A 20,725-nucleotide genomic window follows, 5' to 3' on the forward strand; every position below is an offset into this window, starting at 1 on the left:
ATTCTCCCGGCTTTATTAGTCGGGAGTGGATTGAAACACCCTGAGAGTGTTCTTTAAACCGAGGACTACGATTCTCCCGGCTTTATTAGTCGGGAGTGGATTGAAACCTATCCCAACACTCGCTAAACGTTGGGCAATAAACCATTCTCCCGGCTTTATTAGTCGGGAGTGGATTGAAACGTTAACACGGATGGCACACTCTCAAAACTGGTACATTCTCCCGGCTTTATTAGTCGGGAGTGGATTGAAACACCCTGAGAGTGTTCTTTAAACCGAGGACTACGATTCTCCCGGCTTTATTAGTCGGGAGTGGATTGAAACACCTGCGAGGGGTTAATTTATGAGCATGAAAACCGAATTCTCCCGGCTTTATTAGTCGGGAGTGGATTGAAACTCCGTATATGCGACGTTCTCCGAGCCATAATACTATTCTCCCGGCTTTATTAGTCGGGAGTGGATTGAAACAAGGGTACAACGTATTGACCGTTAGACATTGGCAAGATTCTCCCGGCTTTATTAGTCGGGAGTGGATTGAAACCACTTATCCATACACATACACCTCAGGTAGTACCATTCTCCCGGCTTTATTAGTCGGGAGTGGATTGAAACAGGGTCAAACCGTTGCGCTGGCGTTATCCCTAGCTCATTCTCCCGGCTTTATTAGTCGGGAGTGGATTGAAACACCAGTAACCAACGGCGGATTTGGTCAATCGGCGGATTCTCCCGGCTTTATTAGTCGGGAGTGGATTGAAACTTTGAGAAAATACCAATACCGGTATCATCGTTCTCATTCTCCCGGCTTTATTAGTCGGGAGTGGATTGAAACGTTGGTCGGGAGCAAAATCAACTCACCTGCAATGCCCGCTCCAACGCTTGCCGGATCTGTGTTTGTTGTACTTCATCGGTGATCATGTAGCAATCCCGCGTGGTGACGTAGAAAATATCCTGCGCCTGTTCCCCCAGCGTATTAATGCGAGCGTTATGCACCCGTATACCCAACCCATCCATCGCTTCGCCGAGTCGTGAGAGCAGCCCCGGCATATCGCCCGTATTGATTTCAATCAGCGTCAGGTTTTTTTCTGGTTGCTGGCTGAAGTGAATGCGCGTCGCTACGTCGAAATTGCGCAAAATGCGCGGCTTGCGGTGCGTTGAGTAATAGGGTTTTTCGCGCTCCAAATTTTCCGTCATGGTTTGGATAATGTGCTGCTGATCGGTATCGCTGATAATCAATTGGTTGTCAGAGCCAAGGATGTGCAGGGTATACAGGTCGAAGCCGTCCGTGGTCGACACAATCCGCGCCTGCACAACGTTGAGGTTAAGCTGTTCCAATGACGAAACCACGCGTGAAAACAAGTCATCGCGGTCGCGGCTGTAGACAAACAAGACATTGCTGCTGCCGGAAAGGGTGCGGCGGATATGAATCAACGGCGTTCTAAGCGGCGCTTCCGTGAGGATATGACGGGTATGCCACAGCACCGATTCCACCGAATGTTGCAGGTGATAATCCGCGCCCAGTTTATGCCATAACGTCAAACACTCGGTTTCCGTAAAGCCTTCTTGCAACAATTGCTCTAACGCAGCATTGCGTTTTTCCTCAATCAGCAAGGTGCTTTCGTGCGATTGCACGGTGCGATTACTCAGCAAGCGCCGCGTCGAATGGTATAACTCATGCAGCAATGCCTGTTTCCAGCTATTCCACAACTTAGGGTTTGTGCCACGAATATCTGCCACCGTCAGCAAAAATAAGCAATCTAAGCGGCTTTGCGAGGCGACAATGCCCGCAAACTCTTGCACAACGCAGGGGTCGCTAATGTCTTTGCGTTGCGCGGTCATGCTCATCAGCAAGTGATGGCGAATCAGCCAACTGACCAGCGACGCATCGTGCAAATTGAGGCTGTGTTCGCGGCAAAACGCATACGCATCGTGTGAACCCAGTTCGGAATGATCGCCTTTGCGCCCTTTGGCAATGTCGTGGAATAGCCCCGCCAGATACAGCAATTCGGGGTCACGCAACGTTCTGAACACTTCCGCGCACAACGGCAATTCCTGAGCGCCAATCGCGGTGCTGTAACGCCGCAAATTGCGCACCACCAGCAGGGTATGCTCATCCACGGTGTACATGTGGAACAAGTCATATTGCATCCGCCCGACAATATTAGCGAAAGCGGGGATGTACGCCGCCAAAATGCCGTAACGGTTCATCAAACGCATCACAAAGGTAATGCCTTTGGGCTGGCGCAATATTTGGATGAACAATTGGCGGTGACGTGCTTGCTGGCGGAAACCGGCATCAATCCGGTGCAAGTTGTGGCGGATGAGGCGCGTAGTATCCGGCGTTAGCCCCGTGACCCCTGGCATCATTTGCAGCAACAGAAAGATTTCCAGCAGCGCAGTGGGGTAGATGACAAACACATCCGGCGAATTCACCGAAATCAAATTGCCGCGCTTTTGATACCACTCGCCCAGCATTTCCGGCGGCGCAGGGTGCAGGGTGAGGATGCGTTCGCGGAAAATCCCCATCAGTATATCGCTCAAGCGTTCCAGCTCGGTGATGGTGCGGTAATAACGCTGCATAAAGGCTTCCACGGCGGCGTTATCCGTGTCATCGGTATACCCAAACAGGTGCGCAAGGCTACGTTGGTAATCAAATAGCAGCCGATCTTCTTTACGCTTGGCTAGGATATGCAGGGCAAAGCGGATGCGCCACAGGAATAAACGCCCTTCGCGCAAGATTTCAAATTCATCGTATTCCAGCAAGCGCTTTTCATGCAGTTCTTGCAAGGACATCGTGCCGTATTCCCGGTGTGTCACCCAACTGATGGTTTGAATATCGCGCAAGCCCCCACGCCCTTCCTTGAGATTGGGTTCGACGCGGTGCGAGGTATCACCGAATTTTTCGTAACGTTTTTGCTGTTCTTCCACCTTTGCTTGGAAAAATTCGCGGCTATCCCACATCTGTGTCGGGGTAATACTCGCCCGCAAGGTTTGGAAGAGGGCTTCATTACCGCACAAATAGCGTGATTCGATCAGGTTGGTAATAACGGTTTGATCGCTACGCGCCGTTTCCAAGCATTCATCGAGGGTACGTACACTGTGCCCCACGTCCAGACCGATGTCCCACAGCAGGGTGATGAAGGCAGACAGACGTTCACCACAGGCCGCTCCCGGCGTTTCCGTCAAGAGAATGAGCAAGTCAATATCAGAGGCAGGGTGTAATTCACGTCGACCGTAGCCCCCTACCGCGATGAGGGTGGCTTGCTGGTGTTGCGCGATGCCTGTTTCATGCCACAGGTGCTGCAATAATTTGTCGATGAATTCGGCATGATTAAACAGCAAACGGCGGATTTCTTGCCCTGCGTGGAAGGCTTCTTCTTGCTGTTTGCGGGCATCACGAATCGCTTGGGCGTAATCACCGATTTGGAGCTGATCACGCGCCACGAGGTCATGGTAAATCGCCAGTAATGGGTTAGCTCGCATCATAGGGTTGCTTGCCAATGGGCTTCTTCTTCACGCAGGGTGAGGATCTCAAAGCCGTCCTCTGTGACCAGTATGGTGTGTTCCCATTGCGCGGAGAGCTTGTGGTCTTTGGTAACGGCAGTCCATTGATCCGGCAGGATTTTGAGGTGGCGTTTGCCTTGATTGATCATCGGTTCGATAGTGAAAATCATCCCTGCTTCCATAATGATTTTGTCACTGTCTTTGCTGTAGTAATGCAGGATTTGCGGGGCTTCGTGGAAGCGGCTGCCGATGCCGTGTCCGCAGAATTCTTCGACTACGCTGTAATGGTGTGCGTGCGCATGTTTTTGGATGACTTTGCCGATCTCGCCAAAGGTTGCGCCGGGGCGAACTTGCAAAATACCGAGGTATAGACATTGCTGGGTGATGTGGCTTAAGCGTTTGCCTGCAATGGTCGGTTCGCCAACGTGGAACATTTTACTGGTGTCACCGTGGTAGCCGTCTTTGATCACAGTAATGTCGATATTCAACGCATCGCCGCTTTTCAGTTTTTTGTCGCCAGGGATGCCGTGACACACGACGTGGTTGAGCGAAGTACAGATGGATTTAGGGAAGGGCGGTGTACCATAGTTTAACGGGGCTGGAATCGCTTGCTGCACATTAATAATGTAATCATGGCAAATTTTATCCAACGCATCCGTGGTGATACCCGGTTTGACGTGTTCTGCAATCATATCCAGCACGTCGGCTGCCAGTTTGCCTGCTACGCGCATTTTGGCGATTTCGTCGGCTGTTTTGATAGTAATCGCTTGATCGCGTTGTGTCTTTGCCATTTGTGGTTGTTCCCGGTAGCACTGAAAAGCGTTTCATGGTATAAAGCCGCCGCGATTTCCGCAAATTGTTTTACATTAATCCACACATACATCGACACGACACGCAGGGTGCTTGCCTTAAAAACAAGTTGCGTTTGCCGGGATGTATGGAGGCATAACCCATACAGGAGCTTATCATGCCTAAAGTTACTATGCGCCAAATGCTCGAAGCAGGCGTCCATTTCGGTCACCAGACCCGTTACTGGAATCCAAAAATGGGCCAGTTCATCTTCGGTGAGCGCAATAAAATTCACATCATCAACCTTGAGCAGTCCCTGCCCATGTTCAATGATGCGACTAACTTCATCGGCAAGTTGGCTGCTAAAGGCGGCAAAATCATGTTCGTTGGCACTAAGCGTTCGGCGCGTGATGCGGTCAGCGAAGCGGCGGCTGCTTGCAAAATGCCTTACGTCAACCATCGCTGGTTGGGTGGGATGCTGACTAACTTCAAAACTGTTAAGCAATCCATCAAGCGTTTGAAAGATCTGGAGCGCATGGCTGAAGACGGCACGTTCCAGAAATTGGGCAAAAAAGAAATTCTGACCTTGACCCGCGAATCCGAAAAGCTGGAACGCAGCCTCGGCGGGATCAAAGACATGCGTGGTCTGCCGGATGCGATTTTCGTTATCGACGTAGGCTACGAAAAAATTGCAGTACAAGAAGCGAACAAGCTGGGCATTCCGGTCATTGGTATCGTGGACACGAACAACTCCTTGCAAGGCGTTGATTATGTGATTCCGGGCAACGATGACGCGATTCGCGCTATCCAATTGTACGTTTCTGCCGCTGCTGATGCGATCAACGAAGGTCACACGGCTGCTGCTGTTACCCCAATGCCTGTTGAAGCACCAGCAGAAGTTGCTGCTGACGAAGCACAAACCACTGACGCTGCTAGCGAATAAGCTAGCCCGTTCAAACAAGGAGTTACCCCAATGGCAATTACTGCTGGAATGGTGAAAGAACTGCGCGAACGTACTGGCGCAGGCATGATGGAATGCAAAAAAGCCCTGACTGAAACCAATGGTGACATGGAAGCGGCGATTGACCTGATGCGCAAATCCGGTGCAGCGAAAGCTGACAAGAAAGCCGGTCGTGTAGCAGCAGAAGGTCGTGTGGTGATTGCACTGACAGTTGACGCGAAACGCGCAGCGGTCATTGAAGTCAACAGTGAAACAGACTTTGCGGCAAAAGACAGCTTCTTCGTAGCGTTTGCTGATGAAGTGGGTGCAACTGCATTGGCAAACAATGTCGCTGACGTTGAAACCTTGTCAGCACTCACCGAAGCTAGCCGTACTGCTCTGATCGCCAAAATTGGTGAAAACGTGCAAGTGCGTCGTTTGGTGTGGGTTGATGCGGGTGACGGTCAACTGGCTACTTACCAACACGGCGCGAAAATCGGCGTAGTGGTTTGCATGGCAGGCGATGATGGTGAAGCAGGCAAGCATGTTGCGATGCACATCGCTGCGAGCCGCCCGGCTTGCGTTGACGAATCCGGTGTACCGCCTGAAATGGTGGAGCGTGAGCGCGAAATCCAGATCGACATCGCGATGCAAAGCGGCAAGGCGCGTGAAATTGCTGAAAAGATGGTGGTCGGTCGCATGAAGAAATTCATGGGCGAAATCACCTTGGTGGGTCAGCCGTTCGTGATGAACCCTGATCAAACCGTTGGCGAATTCCTCGCATCCAAAGGCGCAAGCATTTCTCAGTTTGTGCGTCTGGAAGTAGGCGAAGGCATCGAGAAGAAGCAGGATAACTTTGCTGAGGAAGTAGCGGCGCAAGCGGCTGCGGCGGCGGCAGGGAACTAAGAACCCCTCACCCAGTCCTTTGCAGGGGCATCCCTCAAGGGGCGATGGGCTAAGAGAGACGGTTTTGATAAAGGGGCATTTGCCCCTTTTTCTTTAATAGCCTGCGTGATCAGGTGGGATGGAGTCTTTTGCGGCAATCAGATAGCGCCTGCCCATTAGCCTGTCTGGCAACATGCAATCTGGGTCTAAGCCATCAATATATGCGTCCCATCCCCAATCTAGCAGGATATTTAGTAGTTGATTGTATTGGTGAACAATTTCTTCGGATCTTTCTCCTAAGCCTTTCAGGCTGCGCCATTCACCTGATAAATCTCCTAATGCCCGTTGAATATTTAACACTGCTTTATGGTTTAACATTTTTACTTACCTTATCTTTTTTGCGCCTTGATCTTGCATAGCTGGAATATAATTGATTAACTTTCCATCTTTTGATGGAATGGAAAGCCCACACTCGCCGAATGCAGTAGCACAGTTGCGAACGGTTTCTGTTGGGTGAGTGGCTTCTGGAAAGCCATATCTAACGCCACTAATTTCCCGTTGGTTAACAGCTCTATTTAGATGAGTCATCACATCCGGTGGAGTTTTGGTTGTCATGACGTACAGGTTAATTGGTGGGGCATTACTGGGATCATACTTTCCAGCGACCACATCGCGAAATAGTGTGGAGTCGTCTGTAATGACTCCAGAATAGGTTTGGTGATTCTTTAGGTTACTAATAACGTCCATTTTGGTTTCATTGCTAGACACTTTAGGGCCAAATCCATAGATGGTTTTGCCCTTATCCAGAGAAACCCCTATGTGTCCGGTATAGGCTTCTGCGCGAACGTTTGGATCAGGATTGTTTAGTACACTGCTTCTCGTGTCCCCCTTGCCTCCACGAAATCCCCAGATTTGCACTTCTTTGCTGCCAAGGTCTTTGATAGCAGAGGCGAGTTTGGGGACTGACTTTAGTAGTTGAGCACCGCCCAATATTGCTGAGCTGACTTCAGATGTGGTGGAAACATCACCAAGCGTAAAGGTCTCTGAGCCAAAGAGCGGAGTTTCAGCATGGGCATCAATGTCTGCTGTATTTTGAATCGTATTATCGCCGCCGTACAGAGATCTAACTTTATTGAAAATGGAGGCATGTTCGCTATTGGTTAATGTTGTTGGAAATAGCGTGCCGAAAGACAGACTATTAGCTGTTCTTTTGGTTACTCCGGCCATTATGTCGCCATGAATGGCGTATGCAGCGCCCTGTAAAGGAGAGTTTGTTATATTGTTGGCTTGATGACTAGCAAGTGATGCTATTCTAGAGCGATTACTAGCCAGTTGTGCATCATCCGCGAAGGAAAAATTTTTGGGGCAGTATTGTGGTGATTGTTGTGCTAGAGAGCTACTGTCACTTGGCCGATAATGTTGGGCAGCAAGTATTTGAGTATTCTTGCCCGTATTCCAATTGCTGTTCTTAGTCGTTGCTTCCATGCTGTTTTCTCCATGATCGAAGCTAAGACCGTAGCAATATTGGCTGTGGCGTATGACGGTGGTAAACGCCAGTGGTTGCCTATGGCAGATGGACGGTTGTTTGATAAGGTCATCCATCGCTTGCCCCATCTTCCCACCACCTGTATAAATGCAACCACTTTTAATCACCGTAGGTGCGCCCATGACCTCTCCAGCATCCAACCCTGCCCTTCGTTTCCGCCGTATTCTCTTGAAACTCAGTGGTGAAGCCCTTTTAGGCAACCAAGATTCCGGCATCGACCCCGACATCCTTTACCGCGTCGCAGGCGAAGCGCTTGCCGTACAACGTTCTGGCGTACAAGTCGCAATCGTCATCGGCGGCGGCAACTTGTTCCGGGGCGCGGGTTTGGCAGAAAAAGGCATGGATCGGGTACGTGGTGACCAAATGGGCATGTTGGCAACGGTGATGAATTCCCTCGCCATGCAAGACGCGATCGAAAAACTCGGCGGGAATTGCCGCGTGCTTACCGCGCTCGGCATTGATCAAGTCGGCGAACGCTACTCCGCGCATCAAGCCCGCCGTTATTTAGAGCAGGGCGACATCATTATTTGCGCCGCAGGCAGTGGCAACCCGTTTTTTACCACTGATACGGCTGCCAGCTTGCGCGGGGTTGAATTACAATGCGACTTGTTGCTGAAGGCGACCAAAGTGGACGGTATCTATGATGCTGATCCGAAAAAAAATCCTACGGCGAAACGCTTCGATCGGTTATCCTTCGAGGACGCCATCCAGCGCCAATTAGGCGTCATGGACTTAACGGCAATGGTCATGTGCCGTGATAATAAACTGCCGCTGGGTGTGTTCGATATGTTCGCACCGGGGGCGCTTGCTGCGATGGTTCGTGGTGAGATTGTTGGAACATTGGTTGAGGTTTAAGGTAATGATTGCAGACATTAAAAAAGATGCAGAGCAGCGGATGCACAAAAGTATTGACGCGCTACGCAATGATTTGACAAAAATTCGCACAGGTCGCGCTCACCCCAGTTTGCTGGATCAAATCACCGTGGATTACTACGGTTCGGAAGTTCCTTTAAGCCAAGTGGCGAATATCGGCACGGAAGATGCGCGTACCTTGAAAGTCACGCCGTGGGAAAAGCCAATGGCGGCGAAAATCGAAAAAGCGATCTTGACCTCCAATTTGGGTTTAAACCCGTCTAGCGATGGCAATGTGATTCGTGTGCCGTTGCCTGCTTTGACCGAAGAGCGTCGCCGCGATTTGGTGAAAGTGGTGAAAGGTGAAGCCGAAGGTGCGCGGGTCGCTATCCGTAATATTCGCCGTGATGCCAATTCGGACTTCAAGGCATTGCTGAAAGAGAAAGAAATCTCCGAAGATGAAGAGCGCCGTGCGACTGACGACATTCAGAAGTTAACCGACCATTTCATCAAGGAAGTGGAAACGGTGCTGGAAACCAAAGAAAAAGAATTGATGGTCGTGTAATAACGCCCGCTACCTTGAGTCTGGCGGCGGCGGATGGGGCTAGAATGACAAATACAACATCAACAGATGCCGTTCCCCGGCATGTCGCGATTGTGATGGACGGGAACGGTCGCTGGGCAAAAGCCCGTTACTTGCCGCGCCTGATGGGACACCATCGCGGTGTGGAGGCGGCACGTAAAGTGATCCGTGCGTGCAGCAGCGCAGGTGTTGAATGCCTGACGCTGTTTGCGTTCAGCAGTGAAAACTGGCGTCGCCCTGAGGAAGAAGTCAGCGGTTTAATGTCGTTGTTCATGACGGCATTAGAGCGCGAGTCTGCTGCGTTGTTTCGTCACAATGTCAGGATGGCGTTTATCGGCGACCGTAGCGAGTTTTCCGCGAGCTTGCAGGACAAAATTCAGCAAGTAGAAGCCATGACCGCGAGTTGCACCGGAATGCGCTTGCTGATTGCGGCAAACTACGGCGGACGTTGGGATATTCTGCAAGCAGTACGCACGTTGGCGACCCAAATCGCGGCGGGTGAGTTGGATGCCGCGATGCTGAATGAGCCAATGTTCGGTCGTTTGCTGTCGACGGCTGGCGTGCCCGAACCCGATTTGTTTATTCGCACAGGCGGAGAAAAACGCATCAGCAATTTCTTGATGTGGCAATTGGCATACGCGGAATTGTATTTCACGGATGTATTATGGCCGGAATTCGACGAAAACGCCTTGTCCGAAGCCTTTAAAGACTTTGCGCGACGGCAGCGGCGTTTCGGCATGACGGGTGAGCAGGTATCAGGAGGAAAACATGCTTAAACAACGAGTGATCACGGGATTGGTGCTGATTTTACTGGTGTTCGCCGGTATCCGTTTTTTGCCGACCGAGTTGTTCGGGTTGTTTTCATTGCTGTTTATCGTGGGCTTAGGTGCGTGGGAATGGGCGGGTTTGACCGGCTGTTATTTGCCCGAAAAGCGCATGGCGGGGACGATGATGATTTTGCTGGCATCCGTGCCGCTGGTATTTATTCGTCCTGATCCGGTGTGGGTCTTGGCGGTCAGTGTGCCGGTATGGCTGGCAATATTGGTAGCGTTGAAGGTGTATCCACGCAATGCGGGCTTTTACAAGAAACACGCGCTGGCAATGCGTCTCTCCGGTATTCTCGTGCTGCTACCCGCTTGGTACGCGCTCATGCACTTACATAGTATTCACTACTCCTATGTTATCTATTTGATTACGCTGATTGCGTTGGCGGATACAGCGGCGTATTTCACTGGGCGTAAGTTCGGCAAAAATAAATTAGCTCCTGATTTAAGTCCCGGTAAAACCACGGAAGGTGTCTCCGGCGCGGTGGTGGCAACGGCGCTGTGGGCAGCATTGGCGTCGTTCTGGTTGGCTATTCCCGACGGCAAAGGCTTGATATTTATGGTGCTTTCCATGTTCATCGTTTTAATGTCCGTGGCAGGTGATTTATTTGAAAGTCTGTTGAAGCGCGAAGCCGGTGTGAAAGACAGCGGACGTATTTTGCCCGGTCATGGCGGTATTTTGGATCGTATTGACAGCTTATTAGCCGCCGCGCCCTTGTTCACGCTGGGCTTGTTGTGGTTGGGGATTTACCGTGGTGTCTAAAGGAATAACGATTTTAGGGGCGAGCGGCAGCATTGGCGTGAGCACCTTGGATGTGTTGGCGCGTCACCCTGAGCGCTTCCATGTTTATGCGCTGACTGCGCATAGCAATGTCGAGAAGCTATTCGAGCAATGCCAGCAGTTTCAGCCACGTTACGCGGTGATGGTTGACCCGGTTGCAGCGGCAGTGCTGGAAAAGCGTTTGCAAGCAGCCGATAGTGATGTGGTGGTGTTGGCAGGTGCGGAAGCGCTAGATGCAGTGGCAAGCAGTCCCGATACCGATTACGTTATGGCTGCGATTGTCGGTGCAGCCGGTTTATTACCCGCGTTGGCAGCGGCACGGGCTGGCAAGCGCGTGATGTTGGCGAATAAGGAAGCCTTGGTGATGTCGGGGCAATTGTTCATTGATGCGGTACGTGAACACGGTGCGGAATTGTTGCCGATCGACAGTGAACATAATGCGGTGTTCCAATGCCTACCGAGTGACGGCAAGAATGGTGTGGAAAAGATTTTGCTGACTGCCTCCGGTGGCCCCTTCCGTACATGGGCTGCCAGCGATTTGCACGATATTACCCCCGAACAAGCTGTGGCACACCCGAATTGGTCAATGGGACAAAAGATTTCGGTCGATTCCGCTACCTTGATGAACAAAGGGCTGGAAGTGATTGAGGCGTGCTGGTTGTTTAACCTGCCTGCCGAGCGCGTCGAAGTGGTGGTACACCCACAAAGTACCATTCATTCGATGGTGTCCTATAATGATGGTTCGGTTTTGGCGCAATTGGGGAATCCCGATATGCGTACCCCGATTGCGTATGCGTTGGGGTGGCCGGAACGTTTGGCATCTGGCGTTGCGCCGTTGGATTTGTTTACGACGGCACGCTTGGATTTTGAACGACCGGACATGGCACGTTTTCCGTGCCTGCAACTGGCTTACGATGCACACACGCGTGGTGGTTATGCCACGATTGCCCTGAATGCCGCGAATGAAGTGGCGGTGAAAGCCTTTTTAGGGCGGGAAATCGGTTTTACGGATATTCCGTTACTGGTTAAGGATGTGATGCAACAAGCCTCGGCAGGTACACCGATGAACCTTGACGATATACTTATTCAGGATGAAGAAAGCCGTGCGCGTTCAGTATCTTGGATAAAAAACAAGAAAATACACTAAATCATGAATTTGCTGCTTACCATTCCTGCGTTTCTTCTCGCCATCGGTGTGCTGGTAACAGTCCACGAATTCGGACACTTTTGGGTTGCCCGTAAACTGGGCGTGAAAGTGCTGCGCTTTTCGATTGGCTTCGGTAAACCGCTGTGGCGGCGGGTGTCTAAAGATGCCGATAAAGTGGAATACGTGTTGGCAGCGCTACCGTTCGGCGGCTACGTCAAAATGCTGGATGAGCGTGAATGCGAAGACGGCTGTGAGATTCCTGAGCATGAAGTGCATCGTGCCTTCAATCGGCAGGTGTTGTGGAAACGTGCTGCGATTGTGGTCGCAGGACCGGTTGCGAATTTCTTGTTAGCGATTGCGGTGTACGCGCTGGTCTTTATGTTGGGTCAGGAGGCGATGCGTCCTTACGTCGATGTGGCAAAAGATTCTCCCTCAGCGGCAGCAGGTTTCCAACCCGGTGATCAAGTGGTGGCAATTAATGGCGTGGAAACGGCTTCGTGGGAAGATTTACGCATGTTGCTGGTCGAGGAATACCTGAAGTCCCCGCAATTAGTCTTCAGTGTCACCACGCCAGAGGGGACGCCCGTGCAACGGGATTTGAACCTGCAAGGCTTGGCGATGTTCAAGGAAGAGTCAGGGACGCTGGATAAAATCGGCATGAAGCCGTGGTTGCCACCCTATGATGTCGTGGTGGAGCAGGTTGTGCCGAATACCCCCGCTGCGCAAGCGGGTTTGCAAGCGCACGATAAAATTCTAGCGATTGATGCATTAAAACCCACAGGCGGACGTAGCTTCGTTGAGTACATTCAAGCGCACCCAGACCAAGCCGTGACCTTAAAAGTGGAACGGGCGGGAGCAGCACAAGTGCTGACAGTTACACCGCGCATCAGCACGGGCGCAACAGTGGCTACCATTGGTGCGCAATTGGCTGCACCCCCGATAACGTTACGCGATAAAGTGTATTTCACCCAGTCGTATGGCGTAATGGAATCGCTGTGGCGTGGGGCGGCGAAGACGTGGCAAATGTCCGTGGTGACTTTAAAATTGATGGGGCGTATGCTCACGGGCGAAGTTTCGCTGAACAATGTCAGTGGTCCGGTGACAATTGCCCAATTTGCAGGTCTCTCCGCGTCGATTGGGTTGACGTATTACCTCGGTTTTTTGGCGATTGTGAGCGTGAGCCTTGGTGTGTTGAATTTGCTGCCTGTACCCATGTTAGACGGTGGGCATTTGTTCTATTACCTGATCGAATGGATAAAAGGTAGCCCGGTATCAGCAGCGGTAGAAGCGGCTGGCTTCCGGTTAGGAATGGCAATCATTGGCGGACTCATGGTGCTTGCTTTGTATAATGACTTTACACGGTTATTAAATTAATTATGAAAAAACATACACTTGTAATTTCGGCTGTAAGCTGTTTGCTAGCGGTTTCACAGGCTGCTTGGGCTGCTGCATTTGTAGTCCGCGACATTGAAGTTAACGGTTTGGAACGCGTGGCAGCGGGTACGGTATTGAATTACTTGCCTGCGCGGGTCGGCGAGCAGTTTAACGATGCTAAATCCGCTGATGCGATTCGCGCTCTGTTCCAAACAGGTTTGTTTGAGGATGTGCAACTTGGTCGTCGTGGCGATGTGCTGGTGGTAACGGTGGTCGAACGCCCTGCCATTGGTGAGTTAAAAGTCACGGGCAACCGCAAAATTCCGACAGAAAAGCTCATGGAAGTGCTGAAGCTGCGCAATATCAGCAAAGGCGACACGCTCGACAAAGCCGCCTTGGCGACCATCGAACGTGAATTGGCAGAGCAATACCAAGCGATGGGGCACTACGGTGTTGCCATCAAAACCACGGTAGAAGCCTTGCCGCGTAACCGTGTCGGTGTCAATATCGCCATCAACGAAGGCAATGTTGCACGCATCCAGCAAGTGAAAATCATCGGCAACAAAGCCTTCCCCGAAGCGGTATTGTTAAAGCAACTGGAATCGGGTCCGCGCGGCGCGTTTTCTATCCCCTTCCTCAGTGACAGCGATAAATATTCCAAAGAAAAGCTGATAGGCGACTTGGATGCGCTCAATAGTTTTTACCGCGACCGTGGCTACATCAACTTTGAAATTACTTCGGCTGATGTATCCATGTCGCCGGACAAGAAAAACATTTTCTTGAATGTCAGCGTCAACGAAGGTCGGCAATACCGCATTGGTGATGTGAGCATGTCAGGCAACCCCGGCTTGTCACAAGAGCAATTGGGTAAAGCGATTAAGTTGCGTAAAGGCGAAGTCTTCTCGCAAAAAGCTTTGGAGGAAACCCGCAAAAATCTCTCCAGCAAACTGGGTTCGCAAGGTTACGCTTTCACCAAAGTCACTGCGACACCGGATTTTGACGAAGCCAATGGGCAAGTTGGCATTTTGTTATCCGTTGACCAAGGCAAGCGGACTTACGTGCGCCGCATCGACATCCGTGGTAATAACCGCACCAAGGATGAAGTGTACCGCCGTGAATTACGTCAGGTGGAAAGTTCATGGTTCTCTAAAGAGCAGGTCGAACGCTCCAAAACCCGTTTGGAACGCTTGCCGTATGTGGAAGAAGCCAGCATTGAAGCTGAACCTGTCGCGGGTACGGAAGACCAAATCGACTTGATCGTGACGGTCAAAGAACGCTCGTCTAACCAGTTTCGCGTCGGTGCAGGTTTTTCGCAATCGCAAGGCGTGTTATTCAACGTTAACTTGAATCAAGACAACTTCATGGGGACGGGTAAAAAGCTTGACGTGAACGTGGACAACAGCAAGGTTAACAAGAATTACAGCATTGGTTACACCGACCCGTATTACACACCGGATGGTATCAGCCGTGGTTTCAGCGGCTATTACAAAGAATACGATGCGGAAGCGGAAGACATTTCCAGCTATGCCTCTAACCGTTACGGCGGCAGCGTTAACTACACCGTGCCAATGAGCGAACACGATTCTGTGTATGCTAGTTTGGGTGCGGAAAAGCGTGAAATTGTGTTGGGTTCAGAACCGGCGCAACGTATCAAAGATTTCGTGGCGAAAAATGGCGAGGAATACACGCAATTACCCGTGACAGTGAGTTACGTACACGATACCCGTAACCGCACTGTTTTCCCGACCGAAGGGCAGCGCCATCGCGTTTCCCTGCAAGCGAATGCGCCTGGCAGTGATTTGCAATACCAAAAGCTGAGTTATGATGGCGCGACTTACCACCCTATTACCGATAACGTGACGTTTGTGGCAAAAGGTAAAGTCGGTACGAGCAACACGTCGGGTGGCTTGGATGAAACGCCGTTCTTCGACAAGTATTACGCGGGGGGCATTAACAGTGTGCGTGGTTTTGACCAAAGCACCTTGGGTAAACGTGATGAAAAAGATGACCCTATCGGTGGGGATTTGATGGTCACGGGTACGGCTGAAGTGCAATTCCCTGTGCCGTTCGCGGAAGATGTCAAAGGCTTGAAAATGAGCACATTCGTGGATGGCGGGAATGTGTTCGAGAAGTCCGGTGATTTTAAAAGTGATGAACTGCGTTATTCCGCTGGGGTAGGTGCAGTCTGGTTGTCGCCGATTGGCCCTCTAGAAGTCAGCTACGCGAAGCCTTTGAATGCTAAAGACGACGATAAAGAACAGAAAGTCCAATTCAGCATTGGGGCATCGTTCTAACACATGAATATACGGGGTGTGCTAGGGTTGTGGTTGGGGCTGATTCTAGCAAGTCAGTCGGTCGTGTGGGCGAATGACACGGCAACCCAGCCCGTGCGCATTGCGATTGTGAATGTGGCAACATTGCTGGATAATACCCCACAATCCAAAGCCGCCGAGGCAAAGTTAAAGCTGGACTTTGTACCCCGCGAGCAAAAACTGGCAGCCGATCAAAAGCAGATGCAGGCATTGGAAGATGACCTTGCGCTGCGTAATGAGGCGGGTTCGTTGCCCGAAGATGAAAAGTTACAGCGGCAACGTGAGTTGCGTGATCGGCAACGTAAGTATTCACGCGAGATGGAAGATTTCCGTGAAGAAGTCCGTGCTGCGCGTGATGCTGCGATTGATGCGCTACAAAACGGCATTATTCAGGCGATTGGCGAAGTCCGCGCACAGGAGAAAATCGACTTGGTATTGCGTGAGAGCAATTACATCGTTGCCAGTGACCGCATCGACATTACCAGCAAGGTCATGCAGCACTTGGAGCAAAAGTTTCAGGCACAAGCCACCCTCGCGCCACCTGCTGCTGCCGCGCCTGTCGTTGTTCCCCGCAAGCAGGAGTAAAGCCATGACACAAGGTTGTACGTTACAGGAACTCGCGGATTTCACGGGTTCGGCGTTGCAGGGTAATGCGTCGGTGCGGCTGGTATCCGTGGCTTCTATCGAAAAGGCGGGGGCGGGGGAGATTAGTTACATCCGCGATGCAAAATACCGGCATTACTTGGAAGATTCCAACGCCAGTGCGTTGATTTTGCCGCCGGATATGGCGCAAGGCTATGCAGGCGATTGCCTGGTTAACCCGAATCCTTACCTTGCGTATGCAAAAGCGGTCACCTTATTACACCCTGTGCCGCGTCCTGCGGTCGCAATTCACCCCTCGGTCGTATTGGAAGACGGTGTGGTTTTGGGCGAGGGCGTGGTGATTGAAGCGGGTTGTGTGATTGGGCGCGATTGCCAGATTGGGGCGTATAGCTGGTTGCACGCTAACGTAACCCTGTATGCTGACACGCACATCGGCAAACGCTGCATTATCCATTCGGGTGCAGTGTTGGGCGCTGATGGGTTTGGGTTTGCACCTGACCGGAAGACATGGTTTAAAATTCCGCAAGTGGGCAATGTCGTGCTGGGCGATGATGTCGAAATCGGCGCGAATACCACAATTGACCGTGCCGCGCTGGGTTCAACCCTGATCGGTAATGGCGTAAAGCTGGATAACTTGATTCAAATCGGGCATAACACCCAGATTGGTGATTATACTGCAATGGCGGCGTGTACGGCTGTGGCAGGCAGTGTGCAAATCGGTAAGCATTGTCAAATTGCAGGCATGTGTGCAATTGCGGGGCATTTGAGCATTGCGGATAATGTCGTGGTAACGGGGACGAGCATGGTGTCGCACTCGATTACCAAACCAGGGGTATATTCTTCTGGTACAACAATAGAGGAAAATGCGGTCTGGCGTAAAAACGCAGTACGTTTTAACCAGTTAGACACATTAGCACGCCGTTTACAGGCTTTAGAAAAACAGCTTGCGGCTTTACAAGAGAAAGGGAGTAGTTGAGCGCGATGGGTACAATGAACGTTGAACAAATTAGAAATTACCTGCCACACCGTTACCCGTTTTTGTTGGTGGATCGCGTGGTGGAATACGAAGTCGGTAAATCACTGACCGCGATTAAAAACGTTACCGTGAATGAGCCGTGGGTCAACGGGCATTTCCCGCATCAACCGATTATGCCGGGTGTGTTGATCATTGAAGCATTGGCACAAGCCACCGGCTTGCTGGGCTTTCGCACGATGGGTGAAGAGCCGCAAACCGATACGCTGTACTTGTTGGTAGCCGTCGATAAAGCCCGTTTCAAGCAGGCTGTTGTCCCTGGCGATCAATTGGTGATGAAAGTTGAATTGATTAAGCGCAAAGGCATTATGTGGGTTTTCAGTGCGGAAGCACGCGTTGATGGCAAACTTGCTGTATCCGCTGAACTCATGTGTGCCGCCAAAAAAGAGACGGCCGCTTGAGCAGTCTGATTCACCCTACCGCTATTGTACACCCGTCAGCGCAACTGGCTGAGGGTGTCGAAGTGGGGGCGTATAGCCTTATTGGTGCGGATGTGCGTATCGGACGTGATACCCGTATCGGTTCGCATGTGGTGGTAGAGGGACCTACGCGTATCGGCGCGGAAAATCACATCTATCAATTTGCCTCGGTGGGTGCAGCCCCACAGGATAAAAAATTCAACGGCGAACCCACCGAGCTAATCATTGGCGACCGCAATGTGATCCGCGAATGTTGCACCTTAAACCGAGGCACAGCGCAGGATAAAGGCAAGACCGTTATCGGTGATGACAATTGGATCATGGCGTATGTTCACATTGCGCACGATTGCATCATCGGCAATAACACCATTTTTGCGAATAGCGCGACCTTGGCAGGGCATGTGGAAGTGCGCGACTGGGTGATTCTGGGTGGGTTTACCTTGGTACACCAGTTTTGCACGATTGGCGAACACGCGTTTACCGGCATGGGGTCGGCAATTTCTAAAGACGTGCCGCCGTATACGATGGCAACGGGTACACCCGCTGAACCACGCAGTATCAATTTGGAAGGCTTAAAACGGCGGGGTTACACGGCGGAAGCGCTGCACCGTATTAAAGAAGCGCATCGTATTCTTTATCGCCACAACCTGACCATGCAGGAAGCCTTAGTCAAGATTGACGTGGATTACGGTGAATTTGCCGACATCCGCTTATTACTCGATTTCTGTCACAACAGCCAGCGGGGGCTGATTCGTTAAGGCATGAAGCGTATTGCCATCATTGCCGGAGAAGCATCGGGAGATTTGCTGGCAGCGCGGCTGATTCTAGCACTGCGTGAGCGTTGCCCTGACTGCCAGTTTGAAGGCATTGCTGGCACTGAAATGCAGGCGGCGGGTTGCCACAGTTTGTTTCCGCTGGAAAAACTCTCGGTGATGGGGCTGGTCGAAGTGTTGGTACATTTGCCTGAATTGCTCTCAATTCGCAAACAGTTGTTTGAGCGGTGGCGCGATAATCCGCCCGATTTGTTCATTGGTGTGGATGCGCCCGATTTCAATTTACCCCTCGCTGCCAAACTACACACTATTGGTGTTCCCACGGTGCATTACGTTAGCCCGTCAGTATGGGCGTGGCGTGCTAAGCGAGTACGCAAAATGCGCGGGAACATTGATCTGATGCTCACGCTATTTCCGTTTGAAGTGGATTTCTACCGCGAACATGGCATTACGGCTGCATTCGTCGGGCATCCGTTAGCGGATGAGGTGGTATTCGATGCGAGTCGGACAAGTGCGCGGCAAGTCTTGGGTTTGCCACAACAGCCCCGCATTCTGGCGATATTACCCGGCAGCCGTAGCGGCGAAGTTAACCGTCTTGCCCCCGATTTCTTGCAAGCGGCTTGGCAATTGCAGCAAAAATACCCCGATTTACAGTTAGTAACCCCCGCCGCGACACCGCGTTTGCGCCAAGCGTTGGAAGTTATTCGCCAACAAGTGACCCCCGCTTTGCGCCTGACCGTATTGGATGGGCAGTCGCGTACTTTGATGCAGGCGGCAGATTACATTCTGCTCGCGTCTGGCACAGCGGTATTGGAGGGAATGCTGGCGGGGCGTTTAATGGTGGCGGCGTACCGCGTTGCCCCGCTCACGGCATGGCTGATTCGTACCTTTAAGTTGCTGAAAGTGCCATTTGTGACATTGCCGAATAATCTCGCGGGTGAAGCACTCGTGCCAGAACTCTTACAAGAACAGGTTACGCCTGTGCAACTCGTCGCAGCGCTGGAAAATTTGTTTACCTTATCGCCTGAACGTCAGCAGTATATCTTGCAACGTTTCCAAGCATTGCACACGCAATTGCGCAAAAGCGCCAGTGACAGCGCCGCCAATGCTATTCTTACCCATTTTTCGCTCAAAGAATCTTAGAGACACTACATTATGGTCTACCTTACCAAACTCAAGCACACCGGCTCCGTCATCAGTTCCAGCGATAAGTTTGGGGCGAAAATGTTTGAAGTCGCGGCACGTTATTTTTCTCAGTATGCTCGCGGTATCTTTATTGGCACGGGCAGCGGGGTGGTGGCGCAATATTTCATGCAACCGCCGATTCCCTTTTCATTTGTGGAAAAACACCCGTCGTTTGTACGCCAGTTTCATGAGCGTTTTGGCGCTGATACCCCATTGTTAGCGAAGGATTTTTTCACCCTGCCCATCGACGAGAGCGAAGAAGGCTTGGGCAATTGTGTCTTGGTGTCGTGTATGCCCGTGACGGGGATGTTTTATTCCGAAAAGTTGGTGGAACAGTTCCGCGATTCCCTCAATAGCGGCTCGACGATTGTGCAGATGAGCTATACGCCGTTTATTAAGCAAATTCGTCTGTTTGACCGTTTGCAGCGTGAAGGCTTTAAAGTGCAACGCGTGAGCACGGTGTTTTTCAATATTCCACCCGCTTCCGTGTTTGTACTGAGGAAAGCGTGATGTTGATTGCAGGGGTCGATGAGGTTGGGCGCGGTCCCTTGGCGGGGGCTGTGGTTGCGGCGGCGGTCATTCTTGACCCGAATCGCCCGATTGCAGGCTTGAACGATTCCAAAAAACTTACCGCGAAACGCCGCGAGCAATTGGCGTTTGAAATCCGAGAGAAAGCGCTGGCGTGGAGTCTGGGACGAGCCGAAGTGGAGGAAATTGATGCGATCAATATCCTGCAAGCCACGTTTCTAGCCATGCAGCGGGCGTTGGAAGGTTTAGCGGTGCAGCCCGATTTGGTGAAGATTGATGGCAATCGGTGTCCGCCATCGGCGTATAAAATGGAAGCAATCGTTGGCGGCGATGCAACGGTAGCAGAAATCAGCGCTGCGTCGATCATTGCGAAAGTGGCACGGGATGCGGAACTGGTGGCGTTGGATGCGGTGTATCCGCAGTATGGCTTTGCCAAGCACAAAGGCTATGGGACAGCGGTGCATTTGGCGGCATTGCGCGAGTTTGGGGCAACGCCTATCCATCGGCGCAGTTTTGCACCCATTAGGGATATATTGGCAGCAGTTGTTTCAACTTAGAGCAAGCATTGCTCAGTATAATCGAGATTTCGCTACTATTTCGCTAGTCTCGGTAACTCTCCCCCATTCTTGGGCATGAATCTTGCTAGATGAATG

The 20,725-nt window shown here is 51.4% G+C and carries 20 protein-coding genes and 1 CRISPR repeat array (1 of these 21 only partly in view); of the genes, 16 read left to right on the forward strand and 4 right to left on the reverse strand.

The genetic code is table 11. The features are described 5' to 3' along the window. Positions 1 to 826: a CRISPR direct-repeat array (repeat unit 37 nt; unit sequence ATTCTCCCGGCTTTATTAGTCGGGAGTGGATTGAAAC); it begins 3,883 nt to the left of the window's first position. Between the two features lie 17 nt (positions 827 to 843). Both glnD and map read right to left on the reverse strand, forming a co-directional pair. Beyond that, the gene (glnD, locus tag J1836_RS17705; RefSeq protein ID WP_207252432.1) at positions 844 to 3,480 is read right to left on the reverse strand and encodes a [protein-PII] uridylyltransferase; all 2,637 of its coding nucleotides are present in this window, start codon (positions 3,478 to 3,480) and stop codon (positions 844 to 846) included. Beyond that, complete coding sequence (gene map / locus J1836_RS17710; RefSeq protein ID WP_207252433.1) at positions 3,477 to 4,289, reverse strand: type I methionyl aminopeptidase; 813 nt, start codon at positions 4,287 to 4,289, stop codon at positions 3,477 to 3,479. Before map ends, glnD begins: the two co-directional genes overlap by 4 nt. Positions 4,290 to 4,465: 176 nt before the next feature. On the opposite strand from map, the gene rpsB reads away from it, so the two are divergent. Together rpsB and tsf are read left to right on the forward strand one after the other, a co-directional pair. Continuing rightward, the gene (rpsB, locus tag J1836_RS17715; protein ID WP_207252434.1) at positions 4,466 to 5,230 is read left to right on the forward strand and encodes a 30S ribosomal protein S2; all 765 of its coding nucleotides are present in this window, start codon (positions 4,466 to 4,468) and stop codon (positions 5,228 to 5,230) included. 30 nt (positions 5,231 to 5,260) lie between these two features. After that, a complete protein-coding gene (gene tsf / locus J1836_RS17720; RefSeq protein ID WP_207252435.1) occupies positions 5,261 to 6,133 on the forward strand; it encodes a translation elongation factor Ts in 873 nt (290 codons plus the stop codon). A 93-nt stretch (positions 6,134 to 6,226) separates the two neighbouring features. On the opposite strand, the gene J1836_RS17725 is transcribed toward tsf, so the two are convergent. Both J1836_RS17725 and J1836_RS17730 read right to left on the reverse strand, forming a co-directional pair. Beyond that, positions 6,227 to 6,490 (reverse strand): hypothetical protein, encoded by a 264-nt coding sequence (locus tag J1836_RS17725; RefSeq protein ID WP_207252436.1) that lies wholly within the window; start codon positions 6,488 to 6,490, stop codon positions 6,227 to 6,229. A 6-nt stretch (positions 6,491 to 6,496) separates the two neighbouring features. Continuing rightward, entirely contained in the window at positions 6,497 to 7,780 is a 1,284-nt protein-coding gene (locus J1836_RS17730) for a hypothetical protein (RefSeq protein ID WP_207252437.1), read from the reverse strand. On the opposite strand from J1836_RS17730, the gene pyrH reads away from it, so the two are divergent. Genes pyrH through rnhB form a run of 14 tightly spaced genes read left to right on the forward strand, consistent with a single transcriptional unit; the run spans position 7,779 to position 20,629 of the window. Continuing rightward, entirely contained in the window at positions 7,779 to 8,513 is a 735-nt protein-coding gene (gene pyrH, locus J1836_RS17735) for a UMP kinase (protein WP_207252438.1), read from the forward strand. The genes J1836_RS17730 and pyrH overlap by 2 nt on opposite strands. 4 nt (positions 8,514 to 8,517) lie before the next feature. Continuing rightward, entirely contained in the window at positions 8,518 to 9,075 is a 558-nt protein-coding gene (frr, locus tag J1836_RS17740) for a ribosome recycling factor (RefSeq protein ID WP_207252439.1), read from the forward strand. Between the two features lie 44 nt (positions 9,076 to 9,119). Beyond that, complete coding sequence (uppS, locus tag J1836_RS17745; protein WP_207252440.1) at positions 9,120 to 9,869, forward strand: polyprenyl diphosphate synthase; 750 nt, start codon at positions 9,120 to 9,122, stop codon at positions 9,867 to 9,869. Then, the gene (locus J1836_RS17750; protein ID WP_207252441.1) at positions 9,862 to 10,680 is read left to right on the forward strand and encodes a phosphatidate cytidylyltransferase; all 819 of its coding nucleotides are present in this window, start codon (positions 9,862 to 9,864) and stop codon (positions 10,678 to 10,680) included. The genes uppS and J1836_RS17750 overlap by 8 nt, the downstream gene beginning before the upstream one ends. Beyond that, entirely contained in the window at positions 10,670 to 11,845 is a 1,176-nt protein-coding gene (ispC, locus tag J1836_RS17755) for a 1-deoxy-D-xylulose-5-phosphate reductoisomerase (protein WP_207252442.1), read from the forward strand. The genes J1836_RS17750 and ispC overlap by 11 nt, the downstream gene beginning before the upstream one ends. A 3-nt stretch (positions 11,846 to 11,848) precedes the next feature. Then, on the forward strand, positions 11,849 to 13,219 hold the full coding sequence (gene rseP / locus J1836_RS17760) for an RIP metalloprotease RseP (RefSeq protein ID WP_207252443.1): 1,371 nt from the start codon (positions 11,849 to 11,851) through the stop codon (positions 13,217 to 13,219). A 41-nt stretch (positions 13,220 to 13,260) separates the two neighbouring features. Next, on the forward strand, positions 13,261 to 15,513 hold the full coding sequence (gene bamA, locus J1836_RS17765) for an outer membrane protein assembly factor BamA (protein WP_242632906.1): 2,253 nt from the start codon (positions 13,261 to 13,263) through the stop codon (positions 15,511 to 15,513). A gap of 3 nt (positions 15,514 to 15,516) precedes the next feature. Beyond that, the gene (locus J1836_RS17770; protein ID WP_207252445.1) at positions 15,517 to 16,116 is read left to right on the forward strand and encodes an OmpH/Skp family outer membrane protein; all 600 of its coding nucleotides are present in this window, start codon (positions 15,517 to 15,519) and stop codon (positions 16,114 to 16,116) included. A 4-nt stretch (positions 16,117 to 16,120) separates the two neighbouring features. Then, on the forward strand, positions 16,121 to 17,110 hold the full coding sequence (gene lpxD / locus J1836_RS17775) for a UDP-3-O-(3-hydroxymyristoyl)glucosamine N-acyltransferase (RefSeq protein ID WP_207252446.1): 990 nt from the start codon (positions 16,121 to 16,123) through the stop codon (positions 17,108 to 17,110). A 5-nt stretch (positions 17,111 to 17,115) separates the two neighbouring features. After that, positions 17,116 to 17,568: a 3-hydroxyacyl-ACP dehydratase FabZ gene (fabZ, locus tag J1836_RS17780; RefSeq protein ID WP_207252447.1), complete on the forward strand. Its 453-nt coding sequence runs from the start codon at positions 17,116 to 17,118 to the stop codon at positions 17,566 to 17,568. Positions 17,569 to 17,573: 5 nt separating this feature from the next. After that, positions 17,574 to 18,344 carry an acyl-ACP--UDP-N-acetylglucosamine O-acyltransferase gene (lpxA, locus tag J1836_RS17785; RefSeq protein WP_207253206.1) on the forward strand — a complete coding sequence of 257 codons (771 nt, stop codon included), beginning with the start codon at positions 17,574 to 17,576 and terminating at the stop codon, positions 18,342 to 18,344. Positions 18,345 to 18,347: 3 nt separating this feature from the next. Continuing rightward, positions 18,348 to 19,502 carry a lipid-A-disaccharide synthase gene (lpxB, locus tag J1836_RS17790; RefSeq protein WP_207252448.1) on the forward strand — a complete coding sequence of 385 codons (1,155 nt, stop codon included), beginning with the start codon at positions 18,348 to 18,350 and terminating at the stop codon, positions 19,500 to 19,502. Between the two features lie 12 nt (positions 19,503 to 19,514). Continuing rightward, entirely contained in the window at positions 19,515 to 20,054 is a 540-nt protein-coding gene (locus J1836_RS17795; protein WP_207252449.1) for a hypothetical protein, read from the forward strand. Next, a complete protein-coding gene (gene rnhB, locus J1836_RS17800) occupies positions 20,054 to 20,629 on the forward strand; it encodes a ribonuclease HII (protein ID WP_242632907.1) in 576 nt (191 codons plus the stop codon). Before J1836_RS17795 ends, rnhB begins: the two co-directional genes overlap by 1 nt. Positions 20,630 to 20,725 lie beyond the last annotated feature (96 nt).

Origin of the sequence: Thiothrix fructosivorans (genome assembly GCF_017349355.1) — a bacterium.
GTDB lineage: Bacteria > Pseudomonadota > Gammaproteobacteria > Thiotrichales > Thiotrichaceae > Thiothrix > Thiothrix fructosivorans.

Bases quoted from the DNA above. Each gene is read 5' to 3' on its own strand.
- glnD (WP_207252432.1), bottom strand. From the start codon at position 3,480: ATGATGCGAGCTAACCCATTACTGGCGATTTACCATGACCTCGTGGCG.
- map (WP_207252433.1), bottom strand. From the start codon at position 4,289: ATGGCAAAGACACAACGCGATCAAGCGATTACTATCAAAACAGCCGAC.
- rpsB (WP_207252434.1), top strand. From the start codon at position 4,466: ATGCCTAAAGTTACTATGCGCCAAATGCTCGAAGCAGGCGTCCATTTC.
- tsf (WP_207252435.1), top strand. From the start codon at position 5,261: ATGGCAATTACTGCTGGAATGGTGAAAGAACTGCGCGAACGTACTGGC.
- J1836_RS17725 (WP_207252436.1), bottom strand. From the start codon at position 6,490: ATGTTAAACCATAAAGCAGTGTTAAATATTCAACGGGCATTAGGAGAT.
- pyrH (WP_207252438.1), top strand. From the start codon at position 7,779: ATGACCTCTCCAGCATCCAACCCTGCCCTTCGTTTCCGCCGTATTCTC.
- J1836_RS17730 (WP_207252437.1), bottom strand. From the start codon at position 7,780: ATGGGCGCACCTACGGTGATTAAAAGTGGTTGCATTTATACAGGTGGT.
- frr (WP_207252439.1), top strand. From the start codon at position 8,518: ATGATTGCAGACATTAAAAAAGATGCAGAGCAGCGGATGCACAAAAGT.
- uppS (WP_207252440.1), top strand. From the start codon at position 9,120: ATGACAAATACAACATCAACAGATGCCGTTCCCCGGCATGTCGCGATT.
- J1836_RS17750 (WP_207252441.1), top strand. From the start codon at position 9,862: ATGCTTAAACAACGAGTGATCACGGGATTGGTGCTGATTTTACTGGTG.
- rseP (WP_207252443.1), top strand. From the start codon at position 11,849: ATGAATTTGCTGCTTACCATTCCTGCGTTTCTTCTCGCCATCGGTGTG.
- J1836_RS17770 (WP_207252445.1), top strand. From the start codon at position 15,517: ATGAATATACGGGGTGTGCTAGGGTTGTGGTTGGGGCTGATTCTAGCA.
- lpxD (WP_207252446.1), top strand. From the start codon at position 16,121: ATGACACAAGGTTGTACGTTACAGGAACTCGCGGATTTCACGGGTTCG.
- fabZ (WP_207252447.1), top strand. From the start codon at position 17,116: ATGGGTACAATGAACGTTGAACAAATTAGAAATTACCTGCCACACCGT.
- lpxB (WP_207252448.1), top strand. From the start codon at position 18,348: ATGAAGCGTATTGCCATCATTGCCGGAGAAGCATCGGGAGATTTGCTG.
- J1836_RS17795 (WP_207252449.1), top strand. From the start codon at position 19,515: ATGGTCTACCTTACCAAACTCAAGCACACCGGCTCCGTCATCAGTTCC.
- rnhB (WP_242632907.1), top strand. From the start codon at position 20,054: ATGTTGATTGCAGGGGTCGATGAGGTTGGGCGCGGTCCCTTGGCGGGG.